Source organism: Longimicrobium sp. (assembly GCF_036399255.1).
In the GTDB taxonomy this organism is placed as follows: domain Bacteria; phylum Gemmatimonadota; class Gemmatimonadetes; order Longimicrobiales; family Longimicrobiaceae; genus Longimicrobium.
In genome coordinates this window covers 28819-49791 of record NZ_DASWNM010000161.1, presented here as the reverse complement: position 1 = coordinate 49791, position 20973 = coordinate 28819, and the positions used below count along the sequence as shown (strand labels likewise).

23 protein-coding genes and 1 tRNA gene are annotated in these 20973 nt (G+C 67.8%); 6 read left to right on the top strand and 18 right to left on the bottom strand.

Features of this window, described 5'->3' with window-relative positions:
• Positions 1-526 precede the first annotated feature (526 nt).
• The gene (locus VGC13_RS30350; protein WP_331129095.1) at positions 527-2209 is read right to left on the bottom strand and encodes a caspase family protein; all 1683 of its coding nucleotides are present in this window, start codon (positions 2207-2209) and stop codon (positions 527-529) included.
• Positions 2210-2595: 386 nt separating this feature from the next.
• On the opposite strand from VGC13_RS30350, the gene VGC13_RS30345 reads away from it, so the two are divergent.
• On the top strand, positions 2596-2946 hold the full coding sequence (locus VGC13_RS30345) for a histidine triad nucleotide-binding protein (RefSeq protein ID WP_331129094.1): 351 nt from the start codon (positions 2596-2598) through the stop codon (positions 2944-2946).
• Between the two features lie 14 nt (positions 2947-2960).
• Entirely contained in the window at positions 2961-3455 is a 495-nt protein-coding gene (locus VGC13_RS30340) for a DinB family protein (protein ID WP_331129093.1), read from the top strand.
• A gap of 179 nt (positions 3456-3634) precedes the next feature.
• Here the strand turns inward: VGC13_RS30340 and VGC13_RS30335 are convergent, their stop codons facing one another.
• The 14 genes from VGC13_RS30335 to VGC13_RS30275 form a co-directional block, all read right to left on the bottom strand.
• Positions 3635-4330: an AIM24 family protein gene (locus VGC13_RS30335; protein WP_331129092.1), complete on the bottom strand. Its 696-nt coding sequence runs from the start codon at positions 4328-4330 to the stop codon at positions 3635-3637.
• A gap of 155 nt (positions 4331-4485) precedes the next feature.
• Entirely contained in the window at positions 4486-4716 is a 231-nt protein-coding gene (locus VGC13_RS30330) for a hypothetical protein (protein WP_331129091.1), read from the bottom strand.
• A 284-nt stretch (positions 4717-5000) separates the two neighbouring features.
• Positions 5001-5222, bottom strand: coding sequence for a hypothetical protein (locus VGC13_RS30325; RefSeq protein ID WP_331129090.1), 222 nt, complete (start codon positions 5220-5222; stop codon positions 5001-5003).
• A 2-nt stretch (positions 5223-5224) separates the two neighbouring features.
• A complete protein-coding gene (locus tag VGC13_RS30320; RefSeq protein WP_331129089.1) occupies positions 5225-5626 on the bottom strand; it encodes a hypothetical protein in 402 nt (133 codons plus the stop codon).
• 473 nt (positions 5627-6099) lie between these two features.
• Complete coding sequence (locus VGC13_RS30315) at positions 6100-6324, bottom strand: hypothetical protein (RefSeq protein ID WP_331129088.1); 225 nt, start codon at positions 6322-6324, stop codon at positions 6100-6102.
• The gene (locus VGC13_RS30310) at positions 6321-6716 is read right to left on the bottom strand and encodes a hypothetical protein (protein WP_331129087.1); all 396 of its coding nucleotides are present in this window, start codon (positions 6714-6716) and stop codon (positions 6321-6323) included. Before VGC13_RS30310 ends, VGC13_RS30315 begins: the two co-directional genes overlap by 4 nt.
• On the bottom strand, positions 6713-6916 hold the full coding sequence (locus VGC13_RS30305; RefSeq protein WP_331129086.1) for a type II toxin-antitoxin system HicB family antitoxin: 204 nt from the start codon (positions 6914-6916) through the stop codon (positions 6713-6715). The genes VGC13_RS30310 and VGC13_RS30305 overlap by 4 nt, the downstream gene beginning before the upstream one ends.
• A gap of 607 nt (positions 6917-7523) precedes the next feature.
• Complete coding sequence (locus tag VGC13_RS30300; RefSeq protein ID WP_331129085.1) at positions 7524-7994, bottom strand: hypothetical protein; 471 nt, start codon at positions 7992-7994, stop codon at positions 7524-7526.
• Between the two features lie 97 nt (positions 7995-8091).
• Complete coding sequence (locus VGC13_RS33750) at positions 8092-8286, bottom strand: type II toxin-antitoxin system HicB family antitoxin (RefSeq protein WP_414683023.1); 195 nt, start codon at positions 8284-8286, stop codon at positions 8092-8094.
• Between the two features lie 170 nt (positions 8287-8456).
• Positions 8457-10679, bottom strand: a complete 2223-nt coding sequence (locus tag VGC13_RS30295) for an aconitase family protein (RefSeq protein ID WP_331129084.1) — start codon at positions 10677-10679, stop codon at positions 8457-8459.
• 329 nt (positions 10680-11008) lie between these two features.
• Positions 11009-11290: a hypothetical protein gene (locus tag VGC13_RS30290; protein WP_331129083.1), complete on the bottom strand. Its 282-nt coding sequence runs from the start codon at positions 11288-11290 to the stop codon at positions 11009-11011.
• 120 nt (positions 11291-11410) lie between these two features.
• Positions 11411-11737: a pinensin family lanthipeptide gene (locus VGC13_RS30285; RefSeq protein WP_331129082.1), complete on the bottom strand. Its 327-nt coding sequence runs from the start codon at positions 11735-11737 to the stop codon at positions 11411-11413.
• A gap of 1053 nt (positions 11738-12790) precedes the next feature.
• Entirely contained in the window at positions 12791-13021 is a 231-nt protein-coding gene (locus VGC13_RS30280) for a hypothetical protein (RefSeq protein ID WP_331129081.1), read from the bottom strand.
• A gap of 55 nt (positions 13022-13076) precedes the next feature.
• Positions 13077-13304 (bottom strand): hypothetical protein, encoded by a 228-nt coding sequence (locus VGC13_RS30275; RefSeq protein ID WP_331129080.1) that lies wholly within the window; start codon positions 13302-13304, stop codon positions 13077-13079.
• A gap of 309 nt (positions 13305-13613) precedes the next feature.
• Here VGC13_RS30275 and VGC13_RS30270 point away from each other — a divergent pair, with 309 nt between their 5' ends.
• From VGC13_RS30270 to VGC13_RS30255, 4 genes are all read left to right on the top strand, one after another.
• Positions 13614-14009, top strand: coding sequence for a hypothetical protein (locus VGC13_RS30270; RefSeq protein WP_331129079.1), 396 nt, complete (start codon positions 13614-13616; stop codon positions 14007-14009).
• A gap of 249 nt (positions 14010-14258) precedes the next feature.
• Entirely contained in the window at positions 14259-14654 is a 396-nt protein-coding gene (locus VGC13_RS30265; protein WP_331129078.1) for a hypothetical protein, read from the top strand.
• A 504-nt stretch (positions 14655-15158) separates the two neighbouring features.
• Positions 15159-15231: transfer RNA gene (locus VGC13_RS30260), tRNA-Ala, on the top strand.
• 289 nt (positions 15232-15520) lie between these two features.
• Positions 15521-15814: a hypothetical protein gene (locus VGC13_RS30255; RefSeq protein ID WP_331129077.1), complete on the top strand. Its 294-nt coding sequence runs from the start codon at positions 15521-15523 to the stop codon at positions 15812-15814.
• Positions 15815-15941: 127 nt separating this feature from the next.
• On the opposite strand, the gene VGC13_RS30250 is transcribed toward VGC13_RS30255, so the two are convergent.
• The 3 genes from VGC13_RS30250 to VGC13_RS30240 all read right to left on the bottom strand — a co-directional run bounded on the left by VGC13_RS30250 (position 15942) and on the right by VGC13_RS30240 (position 20822).
• Positions 15942-19229, bottom strand: coding sequence for a PAS domain-containing protein (locus VGC13_RS30250; RefSeq protein ID WP_331129076.1), 3288 nt, complete (start codon positions 19227-19229; stop codon positions 15942-15944).
• 256 nt (positions 19230-19485) lie between these two features.
• Entirely contained in the window at positions 19486-19983 is a 498-nt protein-coding gene (locus VGC13_RS30245) for a hypothetical protein (protein WP_331129075.1), read from the bottom strand.
• Positions 19968-20822, bottom strand: a complete 855-nt coding sequence (locus tag VGC13_RS30240; protein WP_331129074.1) for a hypothetical protein — start codon at positions 20820-20822, stop codon at positions 19968-19970. The genes VGC13_RS30245 and VGC13_RS30240 overlap by 16 nt, the downstream gene beginning before the upstream one ends.
• Between the last annotated feature and the right edge of the window lie 151 nt (positions 20823-20973).

Sequence of the window (20973 nt, the reverse complement as noted above, 5' to 3'; positions counted from 1 at the left end):
ACGATCACGCTGCAGGTTGCAGGGCCGAGGAATCTACTGTCCGCTCGCGCGAGGCCGGACGCGGCAGCCCGCGCCATGACCGCGGCGGCGAAACAGCCAGACAGGGCCCGTGTGGGGCGTCGGGGCCTGCCACGAGGAAACGGAAAGTAGATTCCTCGGTCGCGCACCGGGTTCTGTGGGCAGGCCAGGTGCCGGGTGTGCGCTCCCTCGGAATGACAGATCGAGGTCGCCAGGGGGTTTCCGTGCAGGGAGGCGCCGCTCGACGTTTTCCGCACGCGAGATACTTTGGCGCCGGCTGAAGGATCTCGCCGGTGGAACCGTGAGGGCTGGATCATTGCCGATGATCGTGCTCCTTGCAGCCGGAGAGCAGGTCCTTCGGTCGCGCAACCTGTTGTGTGGCATCTGGTTGTGCGTGGTGCGCTCCCTCGGGAAGTCATGTTTCTCGTTGTGGGAGTGGAGACAGACGAAAGCGGCCCCGGCGTGCATCACGCCGGGGCCGCTCGTCATCCGATGAACCCGCTCCGCCTCAGGGGCGGGGGCGCGGGCGGATGGTGCCGCCGCCACCGCTGCCGGGCTGCGGCTGGCTGGGCTGCCCACCCTGCGGCCGCGGGCGGATGGTGCCGCCGCCGCCGCTGGGGCGCGGCTGGTTCTGGGGCTGCGGGCTGCCGCCGGGGCGGAGGGCCAGCGTGTACGCGCCGGTCTGCCCCTTGAGGAACGAGTTCGCGCGGATCTGGTAGGTGCCGGCCGCGGGGAACGTGACCTCCACCTCGGAATTGGTGGCCCCGTTGGCGTCGTCGTTGGACGCGACCTCGCGGTAGCGGCCGTCCACCACCTGGCCCACGGACAGGTAGGTGTCGAAGGCGCTGGAGGTGAGCGACACCGTCAGGCGCTCGCCCTGGCGGGCCTGGTAGGTGTAGGTGTCGTAGAACGAGCTGTCGGCCAGCTGCGGGTCCGTGCGCGCCAGCGCCCCCTGGCGGGTCTGCCCCGCCGTGATGCGCTCGGCGCCGCCGGCCGCCGCAAGCTCCAGCGTGTAGGCGCCCGTCATCCCCTCGCTCAGCGCGTTGGCGGCCACGAAGATGGGGCCGTCGCGGTCCACGGTGAACTCGGCGCGCGAGTTGGTGCCGCCGCCGCTGTCGTCGTCGCGCACGATGAGCTCCATCTCGCCGCCTTCCATGCGCGCCACGGTCAGGAAGGTGTCGAACGCGTCCGAGCGCATGGTGAGCGACAGGCGCTCGCCGGCGCGGGCCTGGTAGGTGTAGATGTCGAACAGCGAGCCGTCGTCCATCACCGGGTCGCCGCGCTGCAGCTGGCCGTTGCGGCGCTGGCCGGGGGTGAGCGCCACCGCCTCGCTGCGGTCGTCGGCGATGGACTGCGGGCGCGCGCTGGGGCTGGGCACCGTCGCCGCCGCGGTCTGGATGGTGCCCGGCTGGCCGTTGTTGCCGGCGAAGAAGAAGTCGCCCATGATGGACGAAGACTCCCAGGGCACCTGGTCGCCGTTGCTGGCCGCCGTCACGGCGATGCGCACCTGCTTGTGCATCTGCTCGATGGGCAGCCCGGGCTGGTTCAGAAAGCGCAGCAGCTGCTGCGTGTACAGCCCGTTGCCGGCGGCGGCCGTGCCGTCGCTGGCCACGTCGCCCGGCGCGGTGGCGTAGGCGATAAAGGTGCCCGCGGGGGCGTTCATCATGGCCAGGCCGTTGCTGGACGAGCGGAAGCTGCGGGCGAACGGGTTGTTCCGGCAGGCGTCCAGGAACACGATGTTCACCCGGCTCTTGGCCGCGTCCATCTGCGCCATCACCAGCCCCACGTTCACCGTGGCGTACTCCACCTCTTCCTCGTTCTCCAGCGCGGCGTCCACGGGCACCACGTAGTTCTCGCCCTTTACCTGGATGCCGTGGCCGGAGTAGTAGTACAGCGCCACGGTGTTCTGATCCAGCTGCCGGCCGAACTCGCGGATGTCCTGGGCCATCTCGCGCTGGCTGCGGTCTTCGCGCAGCATCACGGTAAAGCCCAGCCGCTGCAGCGACGCCGCCACGGCGCGGGCGTCGTTCACCGGGTTGCGCAGCGTGCCGGCGTTCTGGTACGCCCCGTTGCCCACCACCAGCGCCACGCGGCGCTCGGCCTGGGCCAGCAGGGTGCAGGGGAGGGCGGTGGAGAGCAGGACGGCGAACAGGGCCGCCTGCCGCCGGAAGGAACGGACGGTGCGGGTCATGGCTTGGGGGATCCAGGTGAGTGAAGGCGGGGACCGCGGGGGCCTTCGGAGACGGCGCCGACAACGGCGCGCTCCGGAATATGGGCATCCGGGACCCGTGGATCAAGAGAACTGCACCTGCATCTGGAAACAGGCGGTGGACCCGACGCCCTCTCGCGTCCCGCGCCCCGCCCGGACCTTACGCCCGCCGGTCCGAACGGGCGCATGGTACCACCGGCGTTCTGCCGCAGTTCCATGTAGCAGGCGGTGGTGGATACGGACGCGGATTGGTCCTGGTTTCCACGCCCGCCCCGCTTCCCCCGCAGAACGTGCGTGCGGGCCGGTGGACGTGTAGATTGCGCGGCTCTCGCAGGCCTATCCGCTCACGCCTCTTTCCCCGCTTCGCCATGGCCGACAAGACGATCTTCAGCAGGATCATCGACGGTGAGATCCCCGGCACCTTCGTGTACCAGGACGAGCACTGCGTGGCCATCCGCGACATTCAGCCCGCGGCGCCGGTGCACGTGATGGTGATCCCGCGCAAGCCCATCCCCTCCATCGCCCACCTGGAGCCCGAGGACCACGCCCTCGCCGGGCACCTGCTGATGGTGGTGAAGAAGGTGGCCCAGCAGGAGGGGCTGGCGGAGCGCGGCTACCGCGTGGTCATCAACGTGGGCGACGAGGGCGGACAGACGGTGCCGCACCTGCACGTGCACGTGATGGGCGGCCGGCAGCTGACCGGCCACGGCACCGCCTGAGCGCGGAGGCGGCGATGGAGGACGCTTCCGCGACCGAGCGCGAGCGGCTGCTGGACGAGCTGCGCCGCGCCTGGGACGGCGATCCGTGGCATGGCGACCCGGTGCGCCGGGTGCTGCAGGGGATCACGGCCGGGCAGGCCGCCGCCCGCCCTCTTCCCGGCGCGCACGGCGTGTGGCAGATCGTGCTGCACATGACCTCGTGGACGCGCGAGGTCACGCGCCGCCTGCGCGACCGCGTGGCGCGCGAGCCCGAGGACGGCGACTGGCCCGCGCCGGGAACGGGGGAAGGGGAGTGGAACGCCGCGCTGCAGGGGCTGGCCAGCGCCCACGCGGAACTGCTGGACGCGGTCGCCGCCTTTCCCGCCGACGAGCTGGACCGGACGGTGGGCGACGAGCGCGACCGGCCGCTGGGCGCGGGCGTGAGCTACGCGGTGATGCTGCACGGCTTGGCGCAGCATCACGCCTACCACGCCGGCCAGATCGCCCTGCTCAAGAAGAGCTTCGGCTGACATGGTGATGCCGCGTCCGTAAAAACAACATCGAAGGGTACAGAGGGGCAGAGAACCGCCAGAGGAGCAGAGGACAACCGATCTTCCTCTGTTCCTCTGGCTTTTGTCTGTCCCTCTGTACCCCCGCTTTTCCCGGATGAAATGATCCGGGTTCGGTTTGCGGGTCTGGTATGGGCGAGCTAGCGGGTCCGCTGCATGTAGACTTCCTCGTAGGGCTGCAGGACCACCCAGCCTTCGCCCTGGAATCGCAGCTGAAAGGTTTCGCCGCTGCCGCGGCCCAGCAGCGTCTTGAAGCTGATGTCCGTGTGGATCTCGGGCGAGAGCGAGCCCGACCAGGCCACGGTGGCGTTGGGGTCGGTGAACACCGGCTCGGCGGCCGTGACGCGAAGGGTGATGGGGTTGTAGTGGGTGGTCATCGCCAGCACGCCGGGGCCGGTGACCCGCACGTTGAACAGCCCGCCCGAAGCCATCCCCGCCACGCGGCGCATCATCTTGATCTCGTACTTCATCCCGTCTTCCAGCGCCAGCAGGTCGTTGCCGTTCACGTAGATCTGCTCGCCGGCGCCCAGCTCCAGGATCTGCACCCGCTTTCCGGCGTCGGCCAGGTACACGCGGCCGGTGCCTTCCATCTTCATCAGCGTGACGCCTTCGCTGCTCACCATGCTCTTGAGCATGTTGCCCAGCCCCTGCTCCATCAGCCCCTGGCGCGTAAAGCGGATGCCGCCCACGTAGCCGATCATCGCGCCGGCCTTGCACCACACGCGGCCGTCCAGGTTCACCTCGAGGGTGTACGGATTTTCCAGCTCGAACGTGCCGCGCGCCTCGTCCTTCTGCGCGGTGGCGGCGACGAACTGGGCAATGGTGTAGCGGGACATGAGAACCGGGGTGCGGGTGTGGGTCGCCAGGGTGATGCCGGTGTTTGGCGGCATCGTACGCGCCGCCGTCGCCCCGGTTTCATGGCTGGGTCACGACACGCAAACGGCCGCCGGAACTCATCCGGCGGCTTTGCCGTTTTCCTCCTCGTCGAGGATCAGTACGCCTGCCCGACCAGCCGCTCCACGTCTCGCTTCACGTCGTCGACGCGTCGGTTGGACTTGGTCACCATCCGTGCACGCGCACCGCTGGAGTCTTCAATGGTGATCGTGATTTTTCGGCCCCGCTCGGCGCTCGGCCTTGTTGAGCGCAGATCGTACGCGACGGCAGAAAGAGAAACCAGACCGGCGAGAACGCTCACCGTGGTAACCAGGGTTTCGATTGTCATGCTCCCTCCTGGTGCGCGAAGTAGATAGAGCAGCCGGCGGTGTCCGTCAGCCATCCGCGTGCTTCATCGATCGCGCTCTGGATCTGCTTCCGGACCAGAGGGTCCGAGTTCTGTGGGTCTTCAGCCCACGCGGCGAGCCTATCCACCCATGCCTGGATCTTCGAGGGTGGAGACAGCGGTGAGACGGGTGGGTCGATCAGCAAGTAAGCCATCGGGCAACGTCGCTCCCAACTTGTAGGCCGCCAGAGCGCATCCGGCGGCCTTTGTTGTTCCATGGCGCGGATTCAGGACATTTGGCATACAAGGCGTTCGACGTCCCGCCTTACATCGTCCACCCGGCGGTTGGACCGTGTGACCATCCGCGCCCGTGCGCCGCTGGAGTCCTCGATCGTGATGGTGATCGTCTGATCACGCCGGGGCCGACTGCGTGCCGGCGGATCCAGGATGAACGCGAGTGCGCACATGCAGATCGCGACGGCGCTGGTCGCCATTGCCAGCATCTCCATTGTCATCGTATCTCCTGGTTCGAGTAGTACAGGCAGCCTGCCGCGACGGGAAGTGTGCCCGCGAAGAGCAGCAGTGAAACCGCAAAGACCGAGCGTGGATCAGTAGTGGACCGCGACTGGATTGCCGCAAAGCAGACGGACGACATCAGGATCAGCAGAATCAAGGCGCCCGCGACCAGCAGCTTCGCCACCGGATTGTCCCGATTTCCAGGAAAGAGCTCTCCGACTGCCGCGGCTCCAAGTGTCGTACAGATCAGGAGCAACTCGCCCCGTGCAGCCAGCATCTCCAAGCGCGCCTCCCGATGATCCAGCCAGAGGTTGAGGTAGGTCAACACGAGCGGCACCAGCGAGACCAGCACGCTGAACATGAACCAGCGCACGAGCTTTTCCGTCCGCGCGTTCATCGAGCCACCTTCACAGACCGAGGTGAAAAGGTCTCCTGAACGCGGTGCACCATCATCGTAGCGCTTCCTGTCCTCATCCCCACCTCCCCCGTTCGGACCGTCGCCTTCCTCCGCTCACGACCAAGTAAAAGCAAACAGAGTACACGCGTCAAGCCCCCGTCCCGAACGCGCCAGAGGCGTGCAAAGGCAGCGGGGCGCCAGGATTTCTCCCGGCGCCCCCGCGAGCTGCTGGACTCGCTCGCCGCCTCCCCCTGCCGCCGAGTTGGACCAGACGGTGGGCGACGAGCGCGACCGGCCGCTGGGCGCGGGCGTGAGCATGAGGTGATGCTGCACGGCATCGCCCAGCACCACGCCTACCAAGCCGGCCAGATCGCGCTGCTCAAGAAGAGCTTTCGGCTGATCGCGACCAATGGACGACAAAAGGCCGCCGGAGCGCATCCGGCGGCCTTCGCTGTTCCACCGTCCATGAGAACTCAGGACGTCTGGCCTACCAGCCGCTCAACGTCCCGCTTCACGTCGTCCGCGCGTCGGTCGGACCGTGTCACCGTACGTGCGCGACCGCCTGCCGAGTCTTCGATCGTGATCGTGAGCGTCCGGCTCTTCCCCGGCCGGGTAGAGCGGCCATTCAACACGAAAGTGAGAATGGACACGCTTATCATGACGATGCTCGTGACGATTGCGGGTGTCTCGAAGCTCATCTTGCCTCCTGATGCGCGTAGTACAGGCAGCTTCCGCTTGCGACAAGCATGCCCGCAAAGAGTGATACGGATGCGTTCACGATGGCGTTGGGGGCGGCACGCGACTGGATCGCGGCGAAGTAGAACGAGCACACCAGCACACCAAGGAGCGAAGTCCCCGCCGCGAGCAGCTTTGGGATCACGTTGTCGCGACCGCTTGGAAAGAGCTCTCCCAGCGCGGCGGCTCCCAGCGTCGTGCAGATCAGCAGCAGCTCACCACGTGCGACCAGCATCTCCAGGTGCACCACGCGCCGGTCCAGCCGATGGCTGAAGTACGTCAGGGCCAAGGGCACCAGCGAGACCAGCACGCTGAACATGAACCAGCGCACGAGCTTCTCGGCGCGCGACGTCATGCGTGCACCGCCGCGCGGTGGATGAACCCGGCCCCGGTGGTGGACGGCACCTCTAGGCAGAGCTTGATCGCTTCGCCAACTCGCTCCATCAACTGCTCCAGCGAACCGGCTTGCGTGTGACACCCGCGTAATGCGGGGACCGACGCCACGAAGCATCCGTCCTCGTCCCGCTCCACCACCACGTCGTAGGCTCGGCTCATCCCCACCTCCCCTGTTCGGACCGTCGCGTTCCTCCGCTCGCGATCAAGTAAAGCAAACGGAGTATACGGGTCAAGTCCCCGTCCCGAACGAGCCAGAGGCGTGCAAAAAGCAGCGGGGCGCCGGGATTTCTCCCGGCGCCCCGCGGAGTTGCTGGACTCACTCGCCGCCATTCCCGCCACCGAACTGGACCGGACGGTAGGCGACGAGCGCGACCGGCCGCTGGGCGCGGGCGTGAGCATGAGGTGATGCTGCACGGCATCGCCCAGCACCACGCCTACCAAGCCGGCCAGATCGCGCTGCTCAAGAAGAGCTTCGGCTGATCGCGACCAATGGATGACGAAAGGCCGCCGGAGCGCATCCGGCGGCCTTTTTCTACCTATTGATCGACGGGTTGACGCGCGAGTACAGAGTCCGGAGGCGCGGGTAGGGAGTGCGCCGCGCCAAGCCAATCCCGCGCCTCCGTGATCGCATGCTGCAACTGCTTCTGGACCATCGGGTCCGAATACAGCGGATCCGTCGCCCGGGCGGCGAGTTCCTCGATCCATGCCCGGATTCTAGCAGGGGTTGAGAGGGGCGACACGGGTGGATCAATCAGCAAGTACGCCATCAGCCGATTCTCGCATGCCAGAATTCAAATCGGTAGCGCAGCAGACCGCGAGCCGCGAGCCTGCGCCAAAGGAGGTGTTCGTACATCCGGTCGGCGTCTTCATGGGTCAGTACACCAAGTTCAATATCGCGGTGAAGCCCTCCGAGTACCAGCGCGCGCTCTTCTTCCATCACTCGGCGAATACGCTGCCGGTACAAGCGCCATCCGGGCGAAGGCGGCTCGATGGAGTATCGCGCCCACGGTGTCACTGCCCGAATCTGCCGCAGTTCGTAGTGCATCGCGAGTTCCACGTCTCTTCTGGAGATGGATCGCGAATCTGGATGGTTGTGGGTGAATACCGCGTTTCCAAGCAGCTCTTCCTGGTCAGCGCTCAGGACAATGGTGTCCGGCAAGCTGTTCGTCTGGTGGAACAGGAGTTTTCCTGCCGGTGTGAACGCAAATCCGTGTTCTACGGAGAGCGTAGAAATCACGCGTTCAACCCGGAGAAGCTGACGCTCCAGGCGAGGCGAGTTGTCCACGAGGACAATGCGCTTGGAAGATGGCGGATCGCTGGCGTCGGCTTCTGCTTCAACTCCGATCGCACTTCACGAACGCACTTCGACGCGAGGAATACTCCGAGCACAATTCGATTGCCTCATCCACCCGCTCCATCAACTGCTCCAGCGAACCGGCTTGTGTGTGACACCCGCGTAATGCGGGGACCGACGCCACGAACCATCCGTCCTCGTCCCGCTCCACCACCACGTCGTAGCCTCGGCTCATCATCCCCACCTCTCCGTTCGGACCGTCGCGTTCCTCCGCTCGCGATCAAGTAAAGCAAACGGAGTACACGGGTCAAGCCCCCGTCCCGAACGAGCCAGAGGCGTGCAAAAAGCAGCGGGGCGCCGGGATTTCTCCCGGCGCCCCGCGCGCATCGAACCACCGTCGGCCGCTTACACGCCGGCGGGCTCGCCCTGCGGCTCCCAGACGACGATGCGGCCCTCCATGGCGCTGGCGGCCACGGTGTAGGGGGACGCCAGGTACAGCTGCCCGGGGCCGGAGCGGCCGGGGAAGTTGCGATTGATGGCGCTGATGGTGACGTCCGTGGGCTTGCGGCTCACGCCGGGGCCGGCGTTGATGCAGGCGCCGCAGCTGGGCTCGATGAAGGTGGCGCCCACCTCCTCGAACACGCGGTCGTACCCCTGCTCCTGGCAGTAGGCGTACACCTCCTGCGAGCCGCACTGGATGTACAGCTGCACGTGCTCAGGCTTGCGCACGCCACGCTCGTGGTACTCGCGAAGGACGCGGGCGTACATGTCCATGTCCTCCTTCTTCCCCGCCGTGCAGCTGCCCGCGTACGCGATGTCGATGCGCACCTCGTCCTCCAGCTCGTCGACGTACAGCCCGTTCCCCGGGTCGCCGGGAAGCGCGATCATGGGCTGCAGCGTGCTGGCGTCGATCTCGATCACCTTTACGTACTCGGCGCCCTCGTCGCTGTACAGGCCGTCGATCAGGCGCTCCGCTTCGGCGCGGTCCATCCCGCGCTGCTCCACCAGGTACTCCACCGTCTTGGCGTCGGGGGCCACCACGCCGGTAAAGGCGCCCACCTCGGCGGCCATGTTGGTCATGGTGGCGCGCTCGTCCACCGACAGCGACTCCACGGCGGGGCCGGCGTACTCGATGATCTGCCCGATGGCGTGGCCGTCCTTGATGTACGGATGGCGCAGGATCTCGAGCATGAAGTCCTTGGCCGACACGTTCTCGGGCTTCTGGCCGCTCACGATGACCTTGAACGACCGCGGGACTTCCACGCGCACGTCCTTGGTGATCCACGAGTTGAAGATGGCCGTGGTCCCCACGCCGAACGCGATGCAGCCCACGGCGCCCGCGTGCGGGGTGTGGCTGTCGGAGCCGATGATGACGTGGCCGGGAAGCGCGTACTGCTCCAGGATCTTGCTGTGGCAGATGGCCTCGGAGCCGTGCTTGCCGTGCCCCAGCTCGCCGTACAGCCGCACGCCCTGCTTTTCGGCGAACTGGCGCTGCTTCACCTCGAGCTGGTTGGCCACGTCCAGCAGCCCCAGCTGCACGCGCTCCGCCGGCATGGCGTCCTTGAGGAACGTCAGGTGGTCGCGGAAGAACAGGATGCTCTCCGGGTCCACCACCTTTTCGTCGGGCCCCACGTAGTGCTCGAAGAAGATGGCCGACATGGGCGTCACGTACTCGTGCGAGAAGCGGATGTCCGTCTGCACGAAGCCGCTGTCGCCTGGCTGCACCCAGGGCACGCCGATGTCGCCGCGCGACAGGTCGGTGACCCAGTGCCGCGCGAAGATCTTCTCGGCGATGGTCATGGGCCGCGCCTTCCGGCCGTGGCGCGTGCCGTCCGGGGCGCCCTGCGAGTCGGTGTCGACGTTGGACGTCGACGTGGCGACGAACTGGGCCGCCGCGTAGTCCACGCCGGTGTCGGGGCCGGGGCCCGGCTCGTTGCCCGCGCCGCTGCCGCGCAGCGCCGCCACGTCGTCGGCGGCGGGGCTCACGGTGCCCGGCTGGTCGTGGTGGCAGCTGATGGGCGGCGTCTGCACGGTGCCCTGCAGGCGCGCCACGTTGTAGTTGAACAGCCCGCCGTGCTCGATGATGCCGCGGGTGATCTCGTCGGCGCCGTCGGTGAACTCGCTGAGCGGAATGGTCTCGCCGCGGCGAATGCGGTCGATGAGCTCGAAGTTGGTGGACGTGAGCACGCCCAGGTTCTGGCAGTTCTCGCGGTAGATGCGCTCGATGTTCTCGGCGATGACCACCTTGATGCCGGCCATCATCTCGGCGTACGGGCTCTGCTCGCGCGAGCTGCCCTTGCCGCGCCGCCGCCCGCTGACCGAGGCGACGAAGTTGCCCTTCCTGACGCTTCCCTGGCGGATGGGGAACTCGCTGCCTGCCTTGAGCCCCAGGTACGGGAACTCGCCCAGCGTCTCGTCGAAGTAGTAGCAGATGTACGCGGGCGTGATCTCGTCCGTGGAGATGTTGTCGCGCAGCAGGGCGCGCACCTCGCCGGTGAGCTCTACGTCCTCGCCCTCCAGCTGGCGGCGCACCAGCTCGGGGTCGTCCAGCAGAAAGAGGACGCGCCCGTGAAGGCGCACCTCGGGGGGCAGCTTTTCGATGGGGCGCGTGAGCAGGGACGGGATCATCGGCGCGTACGGTAAGGGAGGCCGGCGGGGCCTCGCGGGGTTCTGGCTCTATCGATTTCGCAACGGGGAAAAATGGCACCGCGCGGCGCTGGCGGCAACCCGTGCGCCCGCTTGCGGATGGGAGGGCGGGAGTGCGGATGATCCGGAAGGGAGGGCCGGGCGGGAGCCGTCGAGGCCTGCCGGGCTGCCCCGGCCTGTCTCGTCCGTCCTCCGCGGTCCGCCGACGCGCACCGGATACCGGCAAAAGAAACCATCACGCCGAGGAAGCGGAGGAAGCAGAGCCGTTCCCCTGCTCCCCCGGCGTGAGGCCGATCCGTTTCTGATCGAGATCAGCAGTCCAGGGTCAGCGGGGGCGGACACCGGTCTTCGCACGTCTCGCCCACGCACGAGCCCCAGCAGCTGTATGCGAACGTGGGCTCGCACGTGCCGCAGCTGGGGCCCAGGCAGTCCGTGGGCCCGCACGACCCGCAGTAGGTATCTCCCAGCGAGTCGCAGCCGGTGTCCTCGCTGGCGCCGGCGGCGCGTACGGTGCCGCGGTGGCCGGCGGCGCGCTCGGTGGTTTGGAACGACTCCACGGCCAGGGCGTCCAGGCTGAGTGCGATCTTCTTCATGGTGTGGCTTTCCGGTGGAAAGGATGGAGAGGTGCAGCGGCTGCCTTCGATCCGCGGGGTGCATCCCCGGGACACCGCTGATGAACGGCCGGCCGGGCGGTGCCGGCCGGCCGGCGGGGATCAGCAGATCCCGCAGGTCTCGTTGGGATACCAGGTGGGGCAGCCGCACGTACCCTCGCAGCTGTACGCGCAGGTGTTCATGGGGCAGCTGTGCGAACAGTAGAACGAACACGAAGCGCCGCAGGTAATTGCCACGGTACAGTCGTCGGTGCCGCAGGGATTGGAGACGCACTCACGGCCGTTGGTGGGGCAGTCGCAGTTGATCTGCTGGCAGGTGGTGTCGCTTACCTGGGCGCCGTGCACGGTGCCGCGCCGGTCGGCGTCGGCCGCGGTGGTTTCGAACGACTCCACCGCCAGGTCTTCCAGGGACAGGTTCAGCTTTTTCATGGCAGGTTTCCCGGTATGGGGGTGAAACGCCTGGCGCGGGACCTCCGTCCAGGCAGGTTGTTTCGAGGGGGGAGAGGGTACGAGAGGGTCGTCCCCGGCTCTACCCGCGCGCCCGACGGCGTGTTCCGTGCGCGCGGTGTGCAAGCTGGAGCGGGCCCGTGGACGGCGTCAGCCCCGGGGATTTCGTCTTTTCTGGATGCCGCCTGCAGTCTGGGCAGGGCAGTTCAACGCAGGGTTCACGCAGGCGAAGCGAGAGCACGGGGGAGGATCGCCCATCGGTTTTCGCGTACTCTCATCTTTGCTCCGCGATTTCTGCATTCTGCGGTCGTGGACTGGTGAACGCCGAAGGAGGCCGGCCCGGAAAACCGGGCCAGCCTCGCTTCGTCGCCGCCCTGTGCTCCCTCAGCTTCAGAGGGGTGTTCAAGAATCCCCGCGCTTGCGCCGGTCTGTCATTTCGAAGGAGGCGCCACACCGCACTGTCAGCTCGCCCGAAATCCGGCGCGCCGACTGAGAAATCTACTGTCTGCTGCTGGTGCCCCGCTGCACCGCTCGGCACTGGCCCTGTCCGCCCGTGTCGTAGCCGCGAAGCAGGCACGGCTACCGCGTCTGCCCTCCAGCAGTCCGACGGTAGATTCCTCGGCCCTGCAACCTCTGGTGTGAAAGCAGGCTGCGGCGTGGCCGGGCCTCGGAATGACAGCGCTGGTAGATCTGCCCGGATGCGCAGCGTCGGATTCTTAAATACGCTCTCAGAGGCGTTGCTGAACCTCACATCCATCACGGAGCAGTGACTTCCTGAGGGAGCGCACCACGTGCAACCCGATTCCACACAACCGCCTGCGCGCGACCGAAGGACCTGCTCTGCGGCGAGGCGGGGCCGGCTTCATGCCGCGCGACCAGCCCCTCGGTTTGCGCCAGCGAGGTCCTTCGGTCGGCGCGAAGGTGCAGTGTACAAGCGAGTTAGGGGGCGGCGCCTCCCTCAGGAAGTCAATCGCGCTGGGAGGTTTGGCAACACCCTCTCAGGAAGTCATCACGCTGGGAGGTTTGGCAATTCTCTCAGTACAGGATGATGCGCCGCCCCGGATCCACCGTGTCCGCGGGGTCGCCCAGGGTCTGGTCGCAGGGCTCGCAGCTGGCACAGGTGTAGAGCGAGCAGGCGTCCGTACATCCCACCTCGTACGTGCCGTTCTCCTGGTGGGCCAGCACGGTGCAGCGCTCGTGCAGGGCCGGCGTGGTATCGAACGACTGCACGTCCAGGTCATCGACGTTCAGGGCCAGCTTCTTCATGGGAGTTTTCTCGTGTCGGAGGATGTGATGGAGGTGCCGCGGCCGGAACCGGGAATCAGCTGCCGTAGAGGATGATGCGGCGCTGCTCCTCCACGTCGCAGGCGGCGTCGCACGTGGCGCAGCTGTAGATGGCCGAGCACACGTCCGTGTAATCGCCGCCACCGTCTCCGCCGTTGTCGTCGTCCCGGTAGCCGCGCACCGTGCAGCGGAGATGGTAGATGGCGGAGGTGGTGTCGAAGGACTGCACGTCCAGATCGTCGACGTTCAGGGCAAGCTTCTTCATGGGAGTACCGTCGGTCCAGGGTCGATGGCCGGGGCGGCCCGTCCGCATCCCGGTCATGGGGTGAACGCGCCAGGGCGGGCGGATGCTGACAGGTTTTCCGCATCTTTATCATCCGCTAATGCCGCCCTCAGCCAGCCTTCATCTTCGCGCGGTTCGCGGCAATGACCTGCCGCTCGCAAGCGGGAGGTGGACGGGTTGGAGCGGACGGGCTTGCGACGAGGCGCGCACGGCGGTAAGGTATCCAGTGTAGCCAAAGACTTTTCTTACGGATTTTACACTGGCCGGGAGCCGGTGTGGGGCGGAGGCGAAATGCCTGCGCCTGAGTTGCGCGTCCCTCTGGCGGCCATCCGCCGGGAGGCCGAGCTGGCCCGTGATGCCTCCTCGCTTCGCGCCGTGGCGCGCGAGGTGGACATTGCACCCATGGCCCTGCGCTCGTTCCTGATGAACAGGGGAACGCCGCAGGCGCGCACGGTCCGCAAGCTCAACCTGTGGTACGTTCGCCGTATGGCCACGCGCCCGCCGGAGGGCGAGGACGAGGCGCGCGCGGCGCTCACGATTCTCGCCGGGTTCTATCCGCAAGCCGAGCGCTTCCGCGTCCTGAACGGCTTTCTCGACTCCATGGAGCGGGATTTCCGCGACAGCGGAATGCACCCGCCTGCGTGGCTCGCGCGGCTTCGCGCCGAGCTCCGGCCGGACGGCGAATGACCGCACGCCCGCACGAATGCGGCGACTTACGAAAGAGCAGCGCCGCGGGAGCCACGCCCGCGCCGCTGCTCTTTCGCTTTTTCTGCGAACCCGGCGTGCCTGCCCGGCCGTCCTGATCGTCTCCATTGGCCCGCCGCTGGGGCGGGGTCTTGCATGCTCGCGGGGAAGCGGATAAGCTCTCAAGTGTAACCCATTCACTTTCGTACGCATCTTACAGCGCCGAGCCCGGCGGCATGGGGCGGGGGATTGATGTCCTCGCCTGATCCGCCCATCTCCGTCGCTGTCGTCAGGCGCGAGGCCGAGGCTGCCGTCGCCGCCACGTCGCTGCGCGTGGTGGCGGACGAGGTCGGCATCTCGGCCATGAGCGTGCGTGCGTTCATCCTGGCGGCCAACCAGCCGCAGCAGCGCACCCTGCGCAAGTTCAACGCGTGGTATGCGCGGCGCGCGGCCGTCCGCCGCACGGAGGGGATGGAGGATGCGCGCGCGGCGCTGATCGTGCTCGCGGGGCTGTATCCGGAAGCCGACCGCCCCCGGGTGCTGCGCAACCTGGTGGACCGGATGGGTCGCGAGTTCCACGAGAGCCGGATGCCGCCGCCGCCCTGGCTGGCGGAGCTGGCGGCCGAGTTCGGGCAGGGGACCGGCTGATCCTGATCCGGAAAGACCCACATCGGAGGCCTGCCGCTCACCTCGATCGTGGAGCGGGTAGATGACTCTCCAGATCGCGCATCAGGTGGTGCGGACGGCCTGTCCCGGTGCGCCGCGGAGCCCATCGGGCGATCCGCATCCTCCTCGAAAAAACGCGGATGGCTCCCTGCCGCATTCTATCTCCCTCGCGTTCCCGACACCCCACGCCGGCTCGTGCCTCGTCGGCCGGAGCGCCATGCCTCCGCTCACCAAAGCAGAGGAAACGGCACGAGAAAACTCCGCTGACTCCGTTGACTCCGTGTGAGTTCCCCCTCCTTCTGCGCAGACCCTCCTCACGAAACTTGGTCAGCCGTAGCCGCACCCCGACCCGCCGTTCCCGGCTGTTCCCTATTCCCTATTCCCTATTCCCTATTCCCTGTCAGGCCCTTCGTTTTACGGATTCCGCGGGAGGCATCAGCGCGGGGTTGAATCCCGGCCGCTGATCCGCTAAATTGCCGGGCTTACGGGGCGTTAGCTCAGCTGGGAGAGCATCCGCTTTGCAAGCGGAAGGTCATCGGTTCGAACCCGATACGCTCCATCGATCACGTGATTGCACGACGCGCCCGGACCCTTTGCTGGTCCGGGCGCGTTTTCGTCTGCCGTGCGGACAGTCCGCGGCATCGGTTACGTGTGGCGGCCGAACGGACACCGCGGCACGGGACCGTACAGAATCAAAGATCTTGGAGGGTGTGCCGTGTTGCTTCGCCGGACCGGCGCCGGTAAAATGCGGGAATCTCCTGCGTGACCCCGTATCCAAACGGATTCCGGCGTGGCCGGTCCAGCGCGGCGAGCGGCGCTTCATCCTCTCTTACCCGTGGTGTGATCCCATGCGCAAGCTCAGGCTCGATGTAGAGGCGGTCCAGGTAGAATCATTCACCACGCAGGCCGCGGCGGCAGGGCGGGGGACGGTAGAGGCGCAGCAGGGGCGCGAGACGTTCGGCTGCCCGGCTCCGACGCAGGACACCTGCGTGGGCACCTGCGGCTGCGGCGGAGGCACGCTCGACGTGACCTGCGCCAGCTGCGACATCACCTGTGGCGCGACGTGCTGGGACCCCACCTGCGACACGTGCATGGCCACCTGCAACTACGCCACGGGCCCGGAGCGCTGCTGCGCCGTGTAGCCTGCACGCGCGGGTAGATCCGCAAAATCTTCTGGCTTTACGCGGAATCAACGGAGTCAGCAGAGAACTTGCACTCTGCTGACTCTGTTGACTCTGTGTGAGGCCAAGTCAGTTTCAAGGCGAGACGTCAGCCTTCGCCATCCGTAGACGGGCTGGCGGGCCAGGTGAAGCGGAAGGTGGCGCCGCCGCCGGGGGGAGACTCCACCCACACGCGGCCGCCGCGGCTTTCCACCATCTTCTTGACGATGGAAAGGCCGATGCCCGTGCCCTCCACCTTGTCGCGCGACTCCAGCGTCTGAAAGAGCCCGAAGATGCGGTCGTGGTACTGGGCGGGGACGCCGGGGCCGTTGTCGGCCACGGCGAACTCCCAGCCGCCGTCCGCGTCGCGCGCCGAGACGGTGACGCGCGTGCCGCCTTCGGGACCGTACTTGATGGCGTTGCCCACCAGGTTCATCAGCACCTGCTGCATGGGCAGCCGCTCGGTAAAGAGAACGGGCATCCCCGGCTGGACCTCGACCGTCACCCCGTCCGGCGGGGCGAGAAGGTCCACCACGTCCCGCGCCAGGGCACCCACGTCCACCCGCTCCGGCTGCTCCTGCACGCGGCCGGCGCGGGAGTACTGCAGGATTCCGTCGATCAGCCCCTCCATCCGCGTCACGCGCCCCCGCAGCAGGCGCATCTGCTCGCGCGCGTCGTCGGTAAAGCGGTCCGCCAGGTCGTCCTCGATCCACTGCGACAGGTTGCTGATCCCCCGCAGCGGGGCCTTGAGGTCGTGCGAGGCCACGTACGCGAACTGGTCCAGCTCGCGGTTGCTGGCCTCCAGGGCGCGGGCCAGACGCGCCAGCTCCTCGGCCTTCTGCTCCACGTCGCGCCGGGCGCGCACCTGCGTGGTCACCTCGACGGCGTGGACGAGGATGTCGCGCCGGTCGGGGTCGGCGCTGGCCAGCGGGCGCCAGACCAGGTGCCAGTACGTGTCCTCGAGCACGCCGCTGCCAAAGCGCTCCAGCGGCACGTTGACCTCGGGGTCCACGAACGGCTCGCCGGTGTGGTACACCCACTCCAGCAGCTCGAACAGGCCGCTCCCCTCGAACTCGGGGAACACGTCGCGGAAGGTCCGGCCGACGGCGTCGGGCTTGCCCACCGTCTGCTCCCAGCTGGGGTTCACCAGCGTGACGGTGTGCTCGGGGCCGGTGTACAGCGCCATCACGGCCGGCGCCTCGGCAAAGATCTGCTCCAGCCGCGACCGCTGCGTCTCGGCCTCGCGCAGCAGGCGCTCGCGCTCGGCCTCGGCGCGGGCGCGGTCGGTGACGTCGATGACGGTGCCGGTAAAGCGCACCGCCCGCCGCTCGCCCTGTACCTGGCCGAACGCGGCGCGCCCGCTGGCGCGGATCCACCGCACCTCGCCGCCGGCGGGGATCACCGTGTAGTCCGCCTCGTAGTCGCCGGCGCCGGCCGGGTCCAGCGCGCGGGCCACGGCGGCGTTGGCGCGGTCCAGGTCGTCGGGGTGCAGGTGCCGCAGGAAGTCGTCGTAGTGCACCTCGCCCTCCGCCGGCATCCCGAAGATCCTCCTGCACCGCTCGTCCCAACTGAGCGCCCCGGAGACGGGGTCGAAGTCCCAGGTGCCGATGTCGGCGGACTCCAGCGCCAGGCGCAGCCGCTCTTCCAGCCGCTCCACGTGCTGCCGCGCGTGCACCTGGTCGGTGACGTCGACCCCGTGGACGAAGATGCCGGAAATGGCGCCGTCCGCCTCGCGCACGGGCTGGTAGACGAAGTTCAGGAACCGCTGGCGCGGCGGGCTTCCGGGCTCGGTCTGCAGCAGGATGGGAAGCTCGTCGCCCACGAACGGCTCGCCGGTGCGGTACACGCCGTCCAGCAGGCCGATGAACCCCTGCTCCACCACCTCGGGCAGGGCGTCCACCACCCGCCTTCCGATCACGTCGCGGTGGCCGATGAGCTGCTGGTACAGGGGGTTGGTGATCTCGAAAACGTGCTCGGGCCCGCGCAGGGTGGCGATGAAGGCGGGCGCGTTCTGGAAGATGGCCGCCAGCCGGCCGCGGTCCGCCTCCAGCTGCTTCTGCAGCCGCCGCTCCTCCGTGACGTCGCGCATGGTGACCACGGCGCCCAGCGTCTGCCCGTCGGTGGCAAGGACGGGGGCGGCGCTCCCCTGCACCAGCGCGCGGGTGCCGTCGGGGTGCACCGAGACCCACTCCACCCCCAGCACCGTCTCGCCGCGCTTGACGGCGCGCACCAGGGGAAGCTCGTCGTTGGGGAACGGCTCGCCCTCGGGCGTCAGCACGCGAAAGGTGCCGCTGTAGTCGTCCACCTGCGTCCCCAGCCCGGCCATTCCCAGGATGCGCTGGCCGGCCTCGTTGACGAACGAGATGCGCCCCTCGGCGTCGGCCATCACCACGCCGTCGGCGATCTGGCGCAGGATGGCGCTGCGCTCGGCGGCGGTGGCCTCGATCTCCCGCCGCGCGCGCACCTGGGCGGTGACCTCGACGGCGTGGGTCATGATGCCGAACACCTGCCCGTCCGCGCCCGTGAGCGGCTGGTAGACGAAGTTGAAGCACCCGTCCTCCATCTCCCCCGTCCCCCGGCGGTCCAGCTGGACGGGCATCTCGGTCCCCACGAACGGCTCGCCGCTGGCGTACACGCGGTCCATCAGCGCGAAGAAGGGCTGGCCCTCCAGGTCCGGGAACCCTTCCCGCAGCGGCCGGCCCAGCAGCTGGCGCGGGCCCACCATCCCGGTGTAGCGGGCGTTGACCACCGTGGGGACGTGCTCGGGGCCCTCGGTGATCAGGATGGCGGCGGGCGCCTGCAGGAACACCTCGCGCAGCCGGGCCTCGGCCTGCTCGGCGTCGGCGCGGGCGGCGCGGGTGGCGCGCTCGGCCATCAGCCGCGCGGTGGTCTCGGAGACCACGTTGAGAAAGGCGACGATGGTGCCGTCCTCGTCGCGTACGGGGCTGAGCGCGAAGGTGAACCAGGCGTTGGGCTCGCCGGGAGCGCTCTCCGCCTCGCCGGCCCCGGCGCGCTCGATGACGAACGGGGCGTCCTCGGCGTAGACGGGCGGGCCGCCGGCGCGGATCTGGTTGAACATGGGCGCGACCTGGCCCCAGATCTCGCCCCACACCTCGCGCCCCGGCCGCCCCAGCGCGGCGGGATCCTTGGCCCCCAGCACGGGGGCGTATCCATCGTTGTAGACCAGGACCAGCTCCGGGCCGCACCACAGGTTGATGGGAAAGGGCGAATCCATGGCGGTGCGCACGGCCAGCCGCAGCGCGGCGGGCCACGCCTCCACCGGGCCCAGCGGGGTGGATGCCCAGTCCAGCGCCCGGCACCGCGCGCGCATCTCGCCGCCGCCCGCGAACAGCGCCTCCGCGTCCGCCGATCCGTTCGCTCCGTCCTGCGTGCTCACGCCACGTCCTCCATCGGATTCACCTCACCCCCGCAAACGCGAGAGGGCACGCCGCACCGGGTGCCCGCTCGCGAAACGTCCGTCGTCATCGTCCGCACGTGCGAGCAAGGACCACGCCCGTGCCGTTCGGCTGGGCTGGAAAAAGATTGGCCTCACACGGAGCCGGCACAGGGATCCGCAAGGAAGTCAGAAACCGTTGTAGTTCCTCGATGTTCCGGAAGAGCCAACCGGATTCCTTGCTACCGGGTGCCGATCACTACTTTGGCGAAGCGGGCGCCGGGGGCCGCGCCGGATATTCCCGCAACGCACCCCACGTACGAACCTCGCGCATCCCCCACCGCGTCGGCCCCGGGTTCACCAGCGAGTATTCCTCGTAATACGAGAGTTCGCCCTTGCGAACCGTCACGTACACCGTAGCCGTCTCGCTACGAACAGCGATGGAGTCCACCAGAACCTGGGGAGCCCATGCCCCGGGGACGCCGGGGGCGCGGCCCTCGCATGGGGCGGTGGTTCGGTCCAGTCCCCGCACCAGCGGCGACTGAATCCCCGCGGGGAAGTCCACAGGCGCCCCGATCGCGGTGAAGACGCTGCACGCGTTGAAAGGCGTTGCATCACCCATCCAGTTCAACCGGAAGTCAAGCACCGTGTTGACGGCGGCAATCTCCCGGGTGGCGGATTGGCAATTCGCATCCGTCACCACCGTGACGAGTCCGAGAACAGCCAGCTGGGCACACCGCGTCAGTATCGAATGCATGAGTTTGTGCCCGGGCTCAACAGGTTGAAGGGGACATCCGAGTAGTAGTCCTGGTTTCCGACCCATGTCGGCGCGGTCGGGTGATCGTAGCCGAGCACGTGCGCCGCTTCGTGCAGCGCCGTGTTGGCGATCTCGCGCCGAGCAGCCGCGTTGCCGCCAGCCGCCGCATCAAGGTACTGCGGGTCGAAATGGATGCGGTCGTTGTACATCGCGCCGTAATGGGTCGTGTTGGAGCCGCCCCGGAATACGTCCCCTGCCGCATAGGAGGCGTTGAACTGGGCGAGCATCTCGGCGCACTGACGGCGAGCCGTGGTGTCCGGAATCTCGGACGCGGGGCGGACGTATCCAGCAAGCGCGGCCGTAATGGTCGTCGAGTCGCCGGCGGTCAGCGGCTGTTCGCAGCTTGGGTCCGTTCGCGGGTCACAGGCGGGAGGTGGGTTGCAGTCACCGTCGGGGCACGTCGGACCATCTTTTGTGCCGCCGTCGCCCCCACCCCCGCTGCTACCTCCGCCGCCGCCGTCGTAGTCGCCACCATCGCCGCCGCCATCGCCGCACCCCTGCACCGTCGTGCCCTCGGGGCTGCTGGGACTCGTCGACGAGGCAGCGCAGTCGCCACCTCCATCGTCACAGCTGTAGTCCCATTCATCGCAGCCCCCTCCACTGATCGGCTCGAGGGCGCAGGTGCCTTCTGTCACGCACCCCTCCACCTGTGTGTCCAGCGCAGAGGCCGCGAGATCCGGCGCGCGCTGATGATCTCCTGCCGTGGGGTTGTCCGCACACGCTCCCACCGTGAGCACCACCCCCGCAAGCGCAGCAAGGCGTAACACGAATTTGCGCATCTTACGATCCTTGTTAAACGGTTGACTTCTGCGAGGTTCCCACCAGCGGTGCAGCGCAGAACCAGACGGACGAGCCTGTTATCCTCTTTTTCGATTGGGGATGGCCGGGAAACGTTTCGACACGAACAGAGCGGATGATCGATTTTAGCGG

What these genes read in the sequence shown, in the direction of transcription:
- VGC13_RS30280 (WP_331129081.1), bottom strand. Translation starts at nt 13,021, where the DNA reads ATGAAGAAGCTGGCCCTGAACGTCGATGACCTGGACGTGCAGTCGTTC.
- VGC13_RS30320 (WP_331129089.1), bottom strand. Translation starts at nt 5,626, where the DNA reads ATGAACGCGCGGACGGAAAAGCTCGTGCGCTGGTTCATGTTCAGCGTG.
- VGC13_RS30295 (WP_331129084.1), bottom strand. Translation starts at nt 10,679, where the DNA reads ATGATCCCGTCCCTGCTCACGCGCCCCATCGAAAAGCTGCCCCCCGAG.
- VGC13_RS30305 (WP_331129086.1), bottom strand. Translation starts at nt 6,916, where the DNA reads ATGAGCCGAGCCTACGACGTGGTGGTGGAGCGGGACGAGGACGGATGC.
- VGC13_RS30335 (WP_331129092.1), bottom strand. Translation starts at nt 4,330, where the DNA reads ATGTCCCGCTACACCATTGCCCAGTTCGTCGCCGCCACCGCGCAGAAG.
- VGC13_RS33750 (WP_414683023.1), bottom strand. Translation starts at nt 8,286, where the DNA reads ATGAGCCGAGGCTACGACGTGGTGGTGGAGCGGGACGAGGACGGATGG.
- VGC13_RS30350 (WP_331129095.1), bottom strand. Translation starts at nt 2,209, where the DNA reads ATGACCCGCACCGTCCGTTCCTTCCGGCGGCAGGCGGCCCTGTTCGCC.
- VGC13_RS30315 (WP_331129088.1), bottom strand. Translation starts at nt 6,324, where the DNA reads ATGAGCTTCGAGACACCCGCAATCGTCACGAGCATCGTCATGATAAGC.
- VGC13_RS30265 (WP_331129078.1), top strand. Translation starts at nt 14,259, where the DNA reads ATGTCCTCGCCTGATCCGCCCATCTCCGTCGCTGTCGTCAGGCGCGAG.
- VGC13_RS30345 (WP_331129094.1), top strand. Translation starts at nt 2,596, where the DNA reads ATGGCCGACAAGACGATCTTCAGCAGGATCATCGACGGTGAGATCCCC.
- VGC13_RS30325 (WP_331129090.1), bottom strand. Translation starts at nt 5,222, where the DNA reads ATGGAGATGCTGGCAATGGCGACCAGCGCCGTCGCGATCTGCATGTGC.
- VGC13_RS30240 (WP_331129074.1), bottom strand. Translation starts at nt 20,822, where the DNA reads ATGCGCAAATTCGTGTTACGCCTTGCTGCGCTTGCGGGGGTGGTGCTC.
- VGC13_RS30275 (WP_331129080.1), bottom strand. Translation starts at nt 13,304, where the DNA reads ATGAAGAAGCTTGCCCTGAACGTCGACGATCTGGACGTGCAGTCCTTC.
- VGC13_RS30290 (WP_331129083.1), bottom strand. Translation starts at nt 11,290, where the DNA reads ATGAAGAAGATCGCACTCAGCCTGGACGCCCTGGCCGTGGAGTCGTTC.
- VGC13_RS30340 (WP_331129093.1), top strand. Translation starts at nt 2,961, where the DNA reads ATGGAGGACGCTTCCGCGACCGAGCGCGAGCGGCTGCTGGACGAGCTG.
- VGC13_RS30285 (WP_331129082.1), bottom strand. Translation starts at nt 11,737, where the DNA reads ATGAAAAAGCTGAACCTGTCCCTGGAAGACCTGGCGGTGGAGTCGTTC.
- VGC13_RS30255 (WP_331129077.1), top strand. Translation starts at nt 15,521, where the DNA reads ATGCGCAAGCTCAGGCTCGATGTAGAGGCGGTCCAGGTAGAATCATTC.
- VGC13_RS30310 (WP_331129087.1), bottom strand. Translation starts at nt 6,716, where the DNA reads ATGACGTCGCGCGCCGAGAAGCTCGTGCGCTGGTTCATGTTCAGCGTG.
- VGC13_RS30330 (WP_331129091.1), bottom strand. Translation starts at nt 4,716, where the DNA reads ATGACAATCGAAACCCTGGTTACCACGGTGAGCGTTCTCGCCGGTCTG.
- VGC13_RS30245 (WP_331129075.1), bottom strand. Translation starts at nt 19,983, where the DNA reads ATGCATTCGATACTGACGCGGTGTGCCCAGCTGGCTGTTCTCGGACTC.
- VGC13_RS30270 (WP_331129079.1), top strand. Translation starts at nt 13,614, where the DNA reads ATGCCTGCGCCTGAGTTGCGCGTCCCTCTGGCGGCCATCCGCCGGGAG.